The organism is Microcoleus sp. K5-D4, from assembly GCF_036704575.1.
Taxonomy (GTDB): Bacteria; Cyanobacteriota; Cyanobacteriia; order Cyanobacteriales; family Microcoleaceae; genus Microcoleus.
Genome location: NZ_JAUBSD010000136.1, coordinates 1 through 11,831, shown reverse-complemented (window position 1 = coordinate 11,831; position 11,831 = coordinate 1). Strand labels below are relative to the sequence as shown.

Sequence of the window (11,831 nt, the reverse complement as noted above, 5' to 3'; positions counted from 1 at the left end):
TGAACCAGAAATCGCCCGCTTGCCATCAGGAGTAACGGCTACTGCATATACTGAGTTGCTGTGACCTTTGAGAGTAAACTGTTCCTTTTCAGTTGTTAAATCCCAGACTTTGAGAGTGTTATCATCTGAACCAGAAATCGCCCGCTTGCCATCAGCAGTGACGGCTACTGCATTTACCCACCTGATGTGACCATTGAGAGTAAACTGTACGTTTCCAGTTGTTAAATCCCAGACTTTGAGGGTTTTTTTGTCCAATGAACCAGAAATCGCCCGCTTGCCATCAGCAGTGACGGCTACTGCATTTACCGACTTGGTGTAACCATTGAGAGTAAACTGTTCCTTTCCAGTTGTTAAATCCCAGACTTTGAGGTTTTTGTCATCATATCGACCAGGAAAGGTTGTCGCACATAAACCAGAAATCGCCCGCTTGCCATCAGCAGTGACGGCTACTGCATTTACCGACTTGGTGTAACCATTGAGAGTAAACTGTTCCTTTCCAGTTGTTAAATCCCAGACTTTGAGGGTTTTGTCTCCTGAACCAGAAATTGCCCGCTTGCCATCAGCAGTAACAGCGACTGCATTTACCGAGTTTCTGTGACCTTCGATGGTGCGTAGCAATCCCCTGCGAGGGGGAGTTAAACAGGGTGTCAAAGGACGCAACCAAGGTTCTGCTTTCCACTGCTTGGCTACTTCCAGCATTGCCTGAATATCGAGCATTTCAAAGTACAGTAAGCGCCCTAAAAATTGTTCCGCCAGTTTTGTTTTATCTCCATCCAAAATATCGGCTGACATCCACAGTACCCTTTGAATCAAGTTCAAGGCTTTTGCTGTTTCTGAGTTGTATTCTAGGTTAGTGACTGCTTCTGAAGCGTCAACCAAATCGAAATCATCAATCAGTGCCTGCACCCCAAACTCAGGATGCTGAATCTTTGCCATCAGAAAGTTAAAGTCTGTCAGCTTTTGATAATACTTTTCTAAATTACCTGACTTGACATAATTTGGCAGTAAGCTGCCCAGATAAGCACGTTGATATGAAAGTGGTTTAGCCGCTAACTTGTCAGCAAATTCTCCCATCTCACGCCATCTCCTGTTCTAAATACTCAGTAATCCCTTCTAGTCGCAGGAAATATACGCGGCCGGATGCGTCGCCTGCCACAATTGTGACTCCATCGGGTGCAATAGCGCCACAGGCGATCGAACTTTCACCCCTGAAACTGGCAATGACATTTCCCCTCGACAAATCCCAGACTTTGAGGGTGCTATCCCACGAACCAGAAATTGCCCGCTTCCCATCAGCAGTCGCGGCTACTGCTTTTACCAAATCGCTGTGACCAGTGAGAGTAAACTCTTCCTTTCGAGTAGTTAGATCCCATACTTTGATAGTGTTGTCATCTGAACCAGAAATTGCCCGCTTGCCATCAGCGGTGACGGCGACTGCTGTTACGAATTGGCCGTGAGCTTCGAGAGTAAACAGTTTCTTTCCTATTGTTAAATCCCAGACTTTGATTGTCTTGTCATATGAACCAGAAATTGCCCGCTTGCCATCAGCGGTGACGGCGACTGCTTTTATCCAGCCGCCGTGACCTTTTAAAGTAAACAGTTCCTTTCGAGTTGTTAAATCCCAGACTTTGAGGGTGTTGTCCGATGAACCAGAAATTGCCCGCTTGCCATCGGGGGTGATGGCGACTGCATTGATTGAGTTGGTATGACCTTTGAGAGTAAACTGTTCCTCTCCAGTTGTTAAATCCCAGACTTTGAGGGTGGTGTCTCTTGAACCAGAAATTGCCCGCTTGCCATCAGCAGTGACGGCTACTGCATGGACTAAGTAGCTGTGACCTGTGAGAGTAAAGAGTTCCTTTCGAGTTGTGAAATCCCAGACTTTGAGGGTTGTATCATCTGAACCAGAAATTGCTAGCTTGCCATCATCAGTGACAGCAACTGAATTGACCGAGCCGCTGTGGCTATTGAAAGTAAACTGTTCATTTTCAGTTGTTAAATCCCAGACTTTTAGAATTCTATCATATGCACCAGAAAACGCCCGCTTGCCATCATCAGTGACAGCAACTGCATTGACCGAGCCGCTGTGGCTATTGAAAGTAAACTGTTCATTTCCAGTTGTTAAATCCCAAACTTTGAGGGTTCTATCATATGCACCAGAAATCGCCCGCTTGCCATCATCAGTGACCGCAACTGCATTGACCGAGCCGCTGTGGCTATTGAAAGTAAACTGTTCATTTCCAGTTGTTAAATCCCAGACTTTAAGGGTGTATTCATATGAAGCAGAAATTGCCTGTTCGCCGTTAGTAGTGACAGCGACTGCATTTACCTGTCTGTGACCATTGAGAGTAAACAGTTCATTTCCAGTTGCTAAATCCCAGACTTTGATGGTGTTGTCCCACGAACCAGAAATCGCCCGCTTGCTATCAGCAGTGATTGCTACTGCATTTACCGAATCGCTATGACCATTGAGAGTAAACAGTTCATCTCCAGTGGTTAAATCCCAGACTTTGAGGGTGTTGTCCCACGAACCAGAAACCGCCCGTTTGCCGTCGGGGGTGACTGCCACTCCATGTACCGAGTTGCTGTGACCATTGAGAGTAAACAGTTCATCTCCAGTGGTTAAATCCCAGACTTTGATGGTGTTGTCATCTGAACCAGTAATCGCCCGCTTGCCGTCGGGGGTGACGGCTACTGCATTTACCGAATCGCTATGACCATTGAGAGTAAACAGTTCATTTCGAGTTGTTAAATCCCAGACTTTAAGGGTGTTGTCATCTGAACCAGAAATCGCCCGCTTGCCGTCGGGGGTGACGGCTACTGCATATACCTGTCTGTGACCATTGAGAGTAAACAGTTCCTTTCCAGTGGTTAAATCCCAGACTTTGAGGGTTTGGTCTCTTGAACCAGAAATCGCCCGCTTGCCATCAGCAGTGACGGCTACGGCTTTTACCGACTTGCTGTGACCTTTAAGGGTGCGTAGCAATCCCCTGCGAGAGGGAGTTAAACAAGGTGTCAAAGGACGCAACCAAGGTGCTGCTTTCCACTGCTTTGCTACTTCCAGCATTGCCTGAATCTTGGGCATTTCAAAGTACAGTAAGCGCCCTAACAATTGCTGGGCCAGTTGGGTCTTATCTCCATCCAAAATATCGGCTGACATCCACAGTACCCTTTGAATCAAGTTCAAGGCTTTTGCTGTTTCTGAGTTATATTCTAGGTTAGTGACTGCTTCTGAAGCGTCAACCAAATCGAAATCATCAATCAGTGCCTGCACCCCAAATTCAGGATGCTGAATCTTTGCCATCAGAAAGTTAAAATCAGTCAGTTTTTGATAATACTTTTCTAAATTCCCTGACTTGACATAATTTGGCAGTAAGCTGCCCAGATAAGCACGTTGATAAAAAAGTGGTTGAGCCGCTAACTTGTCAGCAAATTCTCCCATCTCACGCCATCCCCTGTTCTAAATACTCAGTAATCCGTTGATTTACTTCCTGAAAAATTCTCCGCCTTGAATCCATCTCCCGTTTGGCTTTCAGAAAGTCAAGGAAACTAGCATGATAAATGGTATAGCAGATTTCTCCTTCTACATTCTGCTTTTTCAAATACTCAACCCAGTCATCTTCTAAAACCTTTCCCACATCGCATTGATCCACCTTGGCAATTCCAGCAATCATGTCGCAGGGAATGGGCGTGGCAATCTCTAGCAAAATATACAAGACAATCTCCATCAATTGCCCAGGCTTAGCATCTATCCCCATTCGCACCCAATGGTTTTGATAATATTCTTGCAGGCCATCGGGCAATTGCCTTAAACTCAAGTCATTGTAATCACCATTAGCAATTGCAGGCAAAACATACCGCAAATACATAAAATTATTTTCGCTTTTATTTGCCACTTCCTCGACAAAAGTTGTATCGGGAACATTGCGGGTTTGAATCCAGTTTTTCAGACCATCTTTATAGTCAGAATCGGTATTTATAACAAAGCGAATATATTCTTTGATATCCTCCTGATTGAAGTTAACATACTTTTCGTCTCTTAAATCTAACTCTTTTTCTGGAACATCTACTAACAGCCGCTTTTTATCGAGGCTATAGGGTCGCCTAGTCAGCAGAAAATATACATGATTGGGCAGATTTTTCGGTAAATGTAAAAGATTACCTCCCGGTTCTTGTTCGACTTCATCCAGTGCATCAATTGCAATTACCAAACGATCGCCCGCCGTGAGTTTTCCCGCCACCTGGGCCAGTAAAGTGGGTAAATCGGCGTCTTCTGAATTTGGCAATTGATAGCGGTCAATTAATTGCCGACGAATGCTCTTCAAACACAATTCGGGTCTGTTGCGACGTTCGACAAGAATATTGAAATAGCAGGGAGATTGATTTTCCCAGACGTATTTGGCAACGATCGAACTTTTGCCCATTCCCGCATCCCCGACGATCGTAAAATAACCGTGAGGATTTTCGGTCATAAATTGCTCAAAAGTCTCAAAAACAAATTGGCGTCCGCAAAACCTGCGAATTTTTTCTTCTATTAAGGATCTAAATTCTTCAGGGTAGGGAGCAACTAATGGGTCTGGTTTTGGATAATACTTCTGTTTTAATTTTATAAACAATATATCCAATTTCCCGGCACCATTTTGGTCAAGGAGTTGAGGGAAAGTATTTCCAAATTTCTTGTAAATCATTCCCAGCCGCTGTTTTACCGTAGCTTCTGATATTCTTAATTCTAGTGAAAGCTCTACCTGATTGCGGGGGGCTTTTTCAGGAGAGAAGAGTGCTGCTAATAAGGTTTCTGTTTGTTCCATCGATAATCCATGGCTCCCAGATTCGCCTCTAAGGAATTCTTGCCAATCCATCTAGGTTAACCCCTCATTTAACTTTATTACAACTTACTTGTCGTGCACTTAAATCATCCTGAGCCTTGCCAATGACCTCTTAGACGGCTGGGATGCTTGCCAGTCCTGAGTCTTGCGAAGGGTAGGGACTCTGCATGACAGTAGTTTAATTATACCTTGAGTATACTTCGATTATACCGACCTCTAATAGACCTAACTTTATACCTCTGGTCAACTTCACTCAATTAAAGTGATGCGATGATTTGATCAGAAGCACAAAAGCAATTTTTGATAAACATTGGAGGTCACTAGAAATGAATCTTAACTTATTCGGCAACTCACACTCCGACGAAGATTATAGCAAAATGGATGAAATCCCATCACTTGGGATAGGTATAAAAATTATTAGCCAAATTGCCGATGAGCTTAGTTATACCCACACTTCTGACCGTCGAAACTGTCTGTTAATTGTAAAATATTTTCAGCCTGTACTACCTCACCCTAGCACTCAAGCTGATTGTTTTAAGCGAGCGACCGATACTTTAAACATTTTCAACTGGTTGAAAGAGCAAAAAACTAGCCAATCAGATCGAAGTTATAACCAGCCACTGCAAAAAATTACTCTTCAACTCCATAGTGATATTGCCACTGTCACTCAAGTTTTATGGTGGATCGAACAGTTTTAGAGAATCTACCACTTCCCGAAGAAGTTTTGCAGCTTTGTAAACTGGCGACGGTGGAGGGGTTTATCAATGCTATTCACCACCACAAAAATATGCCATCAAACACTCCGATCGATCTGGCGATCGCAGTTTTTAACGAACGCATAGAAATTCAAATTTGGGATTGGGGAAAGCCTCTTAATTGCCCCGGAAAAGTTGCAACTGAACAATCTCCAGCAAAAGATACCTTCGGTTTAAAGGATCTGCAATTTATGTTTTAGCAAAGATGACTATATCTGCAAATCATTCTTTAATTAGTTCTGCATGACTAGGAGTGATAGGTTTTAATCTCCTGCCCTATTTGCTCTAAAAATTAGGGCAAAGCGCAAATTCAAACTCACATTGTCTGCCCTTGATTCTCCCTATTGGCTTCAGTAGGATATCTGTAGAAACAAAAAACATCAATATTTAGGAGAGAAAACCGTTATGAACTATAACTTAGAAAATTGGCACCGTGACCAAGATTTTAGCGAAATCGATGAAGTAGGAAAAATAGGTATAAAACTTATTGGCAAAATTGCCGATGAGCTAAGTTATACCCGCACGTCTGAGGGGCGAAACTGTCTGTTAATTGTAAAATATTTTCAGCCAGCTTTAGTACCACACAAACCTAGCACTCAAGGTAGTATTTTTAAGCGTGCGATCGACGTTTTACACAGCTTTAACTGGCTTCAAGAGCAACGAAATTCCCAATCCGAGCCAAGTTATAACCAGCCACTGCACAAAATTAAAATTCAAGTAAGTAGCGAACTCCAGGCTGTTACTCAAGTTTTATGGTGGGTTGAGCAGTTTTTTTTTAGAGCTTCTACCCATTCCCGAAACAGTTTTGCAGCTTTCTAAGCTTGCTGCGATCGAGGGTTTTGCCCATGCTGTTCGCCACGCCCACACAAATCAGTCATTGAAAACTCCGAAAATAGAACTGGCTATCGCAGTATTTAACAAACGCCTAGAGATCGAAATATGGGATTGGGGCAAGCCTTTTGACCTCAAGACCAAGCTGAAAGAAGAATTGCCCGAAAAAACTCTGTTTAGTTGGAACGACCTGGCTTTTACTCTTCACTAAAGATGTTCTGAAATTGCCAGTTGTCCATTGACAAGAGAAAGGAAGTTTTTTGTGATGACTACTGATACTACTCCCAAGATTCTCGTTGTGGATGATGACCCATCCATCCCCAATTTAATTCATCGCTTTTTTAATCATAAATACCAAGTATATTCGGCAGCAGATGGCGAGACTGGTTTAGCATTGTTTGAGAAATTAAACCCACTGCTAGTAATTCTCGATTGGAATTTGCTGGATACTACTTAGAGCTTTATAGCTCGATCAAAATAGGTAAAAACCGATGGTGAAAGCTGAGGGGGCGGAATGTGGCTGACAGCAGATGATTGATGATTGGGAAGACTAACATCGAGTTTGAGATTCCCGACTTTCCTCGTCCCCGGGTCTGGAAACCAGCTAAATTGTATGGACACGGCACTGCCGTGTCCTGACTTAGATATCTTAGTTTTTAGCCGCCCCAAACCTTCTTCAAAACATCTTGAGGAGAGATGTCTGCCATTTTGCCAGTAGGAGATTTAATGCCCAAAAATCGATCGCTCTTTGGCAACAATTTCGCCGGTTCAGTTGGGCCAAACAAAGCTATTGTATAAGTTTGAACTGCCACAGCTAAGTGCATCGGCGCACTGTCAGTACATATCATCAAATTAGCAGCAGCAATAGTGGCCGCCAACTTGCCGACATCATCCGGCGAGATAACTTTTACATTCGGACATGACTCGACTAACTTTGTCACGAAGTCTGCATCTTCGGGCCCTTTCACAACAACAACGGGCAAATTCGGCTGCCGCTGCTGACAATCTTCAATTATTTGTTTCCAGTTGTCTGTAGGGTAAATTTTGTCAATACCTTTAGACACAGCTAATTGACTGGAACCGCCGTGAATCAAAATGTAGCCGCTTTCTTTTACGCCCAACCGCTGCTGTTCGGCTTCTGCCCACTGAATGTCCTGTTTTGGTACATTAATTGCGATCGCCGGACAAGGATTTGTAATGTTAAATCCTTGCAGCAAATCATGGTACATTGAAGCGGCGTACTGTTCAGTTTTCAGCGGTACAGCAGCAGTGAGAAATCGAGCGCCGTTGGTTCCCGAATAGCCAACTCTCTGCGGAATGCCGGTCAGCCACAGCAGCAGTCCTACAGTCCACCGCTGGCCGAGGGAAATAACTGCTTCGTATTCGCGATCGCGAATTACGCCCAGTAAATTGCCCAAATCTGCCATAGCGTTGCGGTCTTTGAAATTGTACGTCAAGACTTCTTTGACGGATTTGCAGACTCGGTAAGCACCCTTTGCCCTCGGTTCCACGATGACATCAATTTGCGCGTCTGGATAAGACTGCTTGAGGTCATCAAGAGTGGGGAAAAATAAAATTTGGTCGCCAATCCCGCCAGGGACAAGTGCTAGTATTCGCATCATAAACGATCGGGCTATTATTGATCGAGGTAGCTCTCAGAGATCGGCTCTCAACTATCAGCTTATAGTATTTCTAGACCTTAAAAGCTACTGGCTGACAGCTAAACAACTGACTCAAAAGTACAGGACGCTCTTATTATATATATCTAGTTGGGTTAAAAACGGTTAGTAAATGCACTTATTAATTCCTGCAGCGGGTTCGGGGCGACGGATGGGGAGTCAGCGGAACAAACTGCTGCTGACTTTGCTCTCTAAACCTCTGCTGAGTTGGACTTTGGCTGCGGCTGAAGCTTCGCAGCACATTAGCTGGATTGGCATCATGGGCCAGCCAGACGATTTTCCTGATTTTAAAGCAATTCTGAGCGATTTATCTTTGGTTAAGCCCGTGGAACTGATTCAAGGTGGCGCTACCAGGCAAGAGTCAGTTTACAACGGTTTGCAGGCTTTGCCCCCCAATGCCGATCGAGTGTTGATTCACGACGGCGCGAGGTGTTTGGCAACTGCTGAATTGTTCGATCGATCTGCAGAGGCCCTCTTGAGCTGTCCAGGCTTGATTGTCGCCGTCCCGGTCAAGGATACGATTAAGGTCGTAGATCAGCGTCGGATCGTGCGAGACACGCCAGACAGAAGCAATTTGTGGGCAGCCCAGACTCCCCAAGGATTTGAAGTGAAATTGTTAAAGCAGTGTCACGAAGAAGGGCGACAAAAAGGTTGGGAAGTGACAGACGATGCGGCTTTGTTTGAAAAATGCGGTTTACCAGTGCAAATTGTGGAGGGGGAAGAGACGAATTTGAAAGTCACAACCCCCGTTGATTTAGCACTAGCTGAATTTATTTTGCGGCAGAGATACGGGGAAAAGTTTTAAATTGTGTAAGGTAAAATTGGGAATTGGCAATGGGAATTGGTAAGCTAACTAAGTCTTAATAAAAACTCACAATACCCAGATACCCGACTTAAATAAGTTGGGTATCTAATAACCCTCGCCTTTTAGCTTGAATTCAATTGACCTGCTTAGTAAGGGCTGGCTGTTGGTCGGACGATAATTTCGCTAACATCAACATCATCAGGTTGTTCGATCGCAAATACAATCGACCGCGCGATCGCAGTAGCAGGAATAGCTACTTTGCGGAATTCTTGCATTCCCGATCTTGCAGTTTCATCAGTGATGCTCTCGGCTAACTCAGACTCCGTTACTCCAGGAGAAATCACCGTCACCCGAATGTCGCCCCCAACTTCTTGTCTCAAGCCTTCTGAGATGGCTCTAACGGCGAATTTAGTAGCACAGTAAACAGCAGCAGTGGGAGAAACCGCGTGTCCGCCGATCGAGGAAATATTGATAATCTGACCAGATTTTTGTGCTTTCATGACAGGAAGTGCCGCCGCGATGCCGTACAAAACACCTTTGATATTGACATCAATCATGCGATCCCATTCCTCAACTTTCAGTTGTTCGAGTGCAGATAGGGGCATGACTCCAGCATTGTTAATCAGGACATCTACGCGATCGAACTTGCTTTGGGCAAATTGAACGAGATCCTCCATTTGACTGCGTTGCGTCACATCGAGAGCCTGGTATTCGACTGTTCCACCCTCCGCACGAATGTCCTTGGCGATCGCTTCTAGGCGATCGGTGCGACGTGCGCCTAAAACAACTTTTGCGCCGTTTTTAGACAACAACTTAGCGCTGGCTTCACCGATTCCACTACTGGCCCCAGTGATAACAACAACTTTGTTTTCTACGTTCAACATGGTTATTTTCCCTTTTCTTAAAGTTGATTTCAATTAAATAAACTGACCGCCAGATACTTCGATTCTCTGTGCATTCACCCATCTGTTGTCTTCGGATAGCAAAGAGGCGATCGCACCGCCGATATCATCAGGAAGACCGACGCGACCTAGGGCGGTTTGCGAAGCGATAAAGTTGTTAATCTCAGGATTGTCACGCACCGCACCGCCATTAAAATCCGTTTCAATCGCGCCGGGGGCCACCACATTTACGGCAATCTGTCTTTGTCCCAGTTCTTTCGCCATGTATCGGGTCAAAACTTCGATCGCTCCTTTCATGCTTGCATAAGCTGCATAGCCAGGTAGAGCAAAACGGGCAAGCCCAGACGAAATATTGACTATCCGTCCTCCATCATTGATCAAAGGCAGAAGTTTCTGCGTGAGGAAAAAAACGCCCTTTACATGAATATTCATCAATCGATCGAAATCATCTTCGCTGGTATCAGCAAAAGACGCATGAACACCAACACCAGCATTATTCACGAGGTAATCAAAATTCTCTGTCTGCCATTTATCTTGAAGTGACTGCTTGACTTGTTCCACAAAACCGTCAAAGGTTTTCGTGTTTGAAGTATCCAGTTGCAGTGCAACCGCTTGAGCTCCGATATCGGCGATCGCAGATACAACGCTTTTGGCTTCTTTATCGCTATTGTGATAAGTCACGATGACATCTACTCCTTTTCTGGCAAGGGTCAAAGCCGTATTTTTGCCAAGTCCTCGGCTCGCCCCTGTTACCAATGCAATTTTCGTATTGTCTTTGGTCATTACCTTATCCTTTTATTGGTTTATTGGGATGTGTTCATCCTATGACTAGAAGCAAGGGTGTTGAATACACAGACCTCGCAATTTATTGCCTAATCCTCCAAAGCAAGATTTTATGAACGGATAAAGATGCTCTATAATGATCAAAAGGGAATGGTTAAATCAATCAAAAAACTAGCATGGCGATTGAAATGCTCAACCAAGTAATAAACCCAAATGCGATCGGTAATCAATATAAAGAATTGGCGGCATTAGTAACTCGGCACACTGAAGGCAAGGGAAACGGTTTGCATAAAACAGCTATAGATAAGCTGGAATTGACGCGAGAATCTTCAGTTTCCGCAGCACTACACAATGTTTATGAACCTATTCTCGCCATCATTGTTCAGGGTCAAAAAGAAGCGTTGCTGGGTGAGGAAACCTATCGCTATGGCGAGGCTCAATATCTTGTGATCTCAGTTGATTTACCTATTAACGGATTTGTTGTAGAGGCTACCCCAGACAAGCCGTATTTAGGATTAAAGCTGAATCTAGATCCACGCCAACTCTGTGACATTATTACTGCCCAAACCAAGCCAAGCGCGAATAAGAAAGAAAACTCTGTTAGAGGTTTGTTCGTCAGCACCGCCGATGCACCGTTGCTCGATTGCGCCCTCAGACTGACAAGACTTTTGGATACACCGCAGGATATCCCTATCCTGGCACCGATGATTATCCGCGAAATCTATTATCGTCTTTTAATAGGCGAACAAGGCGAAGCTGTCCGCCAAATAGCAACATCTGGCAGCAATATGCAGCGCATCGCTGAGGTGCTCAAACTGATTAAAACTGATTTTGTAAAACCGATGCGTGTTGAGGATTTGGCAGGACAAGCCAAGATGTCTCCTTCATCTTTTCATTACCATTTCAAGCAAGTGACATCGATGAGTCCACTTCAATATCAAAAGCAATTAAGACTATTAGAAGCACGTCGCCTGATGCTTGCCGAAAACGCCGATGCCACAAATGCTGCGTATCAGGTGGGTTATGAAAGCCCCTCACAGTTCAGCCGCGAATATTCTCGGATGTTCGGTGCGCCGCCGATCCGGGATATTGAGCGTTTGCGTACTGCTTGAGCGTAACTGTTTCGACTATATTGGTTTTGTGAGCGTTAATACAAGTGGAGGATGAAAAGAATGCAATAGACCTCTTGCAAAATAATTTTATGCTATAATGAAGGGTTTGGCTGAAGTGGAGCAGATTGCAGGTTATAGCTA

Annotated in this window: 11 protein-coding genes and 2 pseudogenes; 7 read left to right on the top strand and 6 right to left on the bottom strand. The window is 44.4% G+C overall.

The features are described 5' to 3' along the window. The 3 genes and pseudogenes from QUA77_RS27350 to QUA77_RS27340 form a co-directional block, all read right to left on the bottom strand. Positions 1-1,074 (bottom strand): annotated as a pseudogene (locus QUA77_RS27350) (WD40 repeat domain-containing protein); the annotation flags it as partial. Position 1,075: 1 nt separating this feature from the next. Further along, complete coding sequence (locus QUA77_RS27345; RefSeq protein WP_333453715.1) at positions 1,076-3,439, bottom strand: WD40 repeat domain-containing protein; 2,364 nt, start codon at positions 3,437-3,439, stop codon at positions 1,076-1,078. Position 3,440: 1 nt separating this feature from the next. Beyond that, positions 3,441-4,805 carry an AAA family ATPase gene (locus tag QUA77_RS27340; protein ID WP_333453713.1) on the bottom strand — a complete coding sequence of 455 codons (1,365 nt, stop codon included), beginning with the start codon at positions 4,803-4,805 and terminating at the stop codon, positions 3,441-3,443. 344 nt (positions 4,806-5,149) lie between these two features. Between QUA77_RS27340 and QUA77_RS27335 the strand changes: the two genes are divergently transcribed. The 5 genes and pseudogenes from QUA77_RS27335 to QUA77_RS27315 all read left to right on the top strand — a co-directional run. Then, a complete protein-coding gene (locus QUA77_RS27335) occupies positions 5,150-5,521 on the top strand; it encodes a hypothetical protein (protein WP_333453711.1) in 372 nt (123 codons plus the stop codon). After that, entirely contained in the window at positions 5,500-5,778 is a 279-nt protein-coding gene (locus tag QUA77_RS27330; RefSeq protein WP_333453709.1) for an ATP-binding protein, read from the top strand. Before QUA77_RS27335 ends, QUA77_RS27330 begins: the two co-directional genes overlap by 22 nt. 205 nt (positions 5,779-5,983) lie before the next feature. Continuing rightward, a complete protein-coding gene (locus tag QUA77_RS27325) occupies positions 5,984-6,397 on the top strand; it encodes a hypothetical protein (protein WP_333453707.1) in 414 nt (137 codons plus the stop codon). After that, positions 6,384-6,620, top strand: a complete 237-nt coding sequence (locus QUA77_RS27320) for an ATP-binding protein (RefSeq protein WP_333453705.1) — start codon at positions 6,384-6,386, stop codon at positions 6,618-6,620. The genes QUA77_RS27325 and QUA77_RS27320 overlap by 14 nt, the downstream gene beginning before the upstream one ends. A 54-nt stretch (positions 6,621-6,674) precedes the next feature. Beyond that, positions 6,675-6,863: pseudogene (locus QUA77_RS27315) on the top strand (response regulator); the annotation flags it as partial. Positions 6,864-7,065: 202 nt separating this feature from the next. Here QUA77_RS27315 and QUA77_RS27310 read toward each other — a convergent pair. Further along, positions 7,066-8,028, bottom strand: coding sequence for a glycosyltransferase family 9 protein (locus QUA77_RS27310; protein ID WP_333182164.1), 963 nt, complete (start codon positions 8,026-8,028; stop codon positions 7,066-7,068). A 172-nt stretch (positions 8,029-8,200) separates the two neighbouring features. Here QUA77_RS27310 and ispD point away from each other — a divergent pair, with 172 nt between their 5' ends. Further along, positions 8,201-8,893, top strand: a complete 693-nt coding sequence (ispD, locus tag QUA77_RS27305) for a 2-C-methyl-D-erythritol 4-phosphate cytidylyltransferase (protein WP_333035511.1) — start codon at positions 8,201-8,203, stop codon at positions 8,891-8,893. Between the two features lie 146 nt (positions 8,894-9,039). Here the strand turns inward: ispD and QUA77_RS27300 are convergent, their stop codons facing one another. Together QUA77_RS27300 and QUA77_RS27295 are read right to left on the bottom strand one after the other, a co-directional pair. Then, complete coding sequence (locus QUA77_RS27300) at positions 9,040-9,777, bottom strand: SDR family oxidoreductase (RefSeq protein ID WP_333035512.1); 738 nt, start codon at positions 9,775-9,777, stop codon at positions 9,040-9,042. 33 nt (positions 9,778-9,810) lie between these two features. Continuing rightward, complete coding sequence (locus QUA77_RS27295; RefSeq protein WP_333035514.1) at positions 9,811-10,578, bottom strand: SDR family oxidoreductase; 768 nt, start codon at positions 10,576-10,578, stop codon at positions 9,811-9,813. A 176-nt stretch (positions 10,579-10,754) separates the two neighbouring features. On the opposite strand from QUA77_RS27295, the gene QUA77_RS27290 reads away from it, so the two are divergent. After that, positions 10,755-11,690, top strand: a complete 936-nt coding sequence (locus QUA77_RS27290) for an AraC family transcriptional regulator (RefSeq protein WP_333035515.1) — start codon at positions 10,755-10,757, stop codon at positions 11,688-11,690. Positions 11,691-11,831 lie beyond the last annotated feature (141 nt).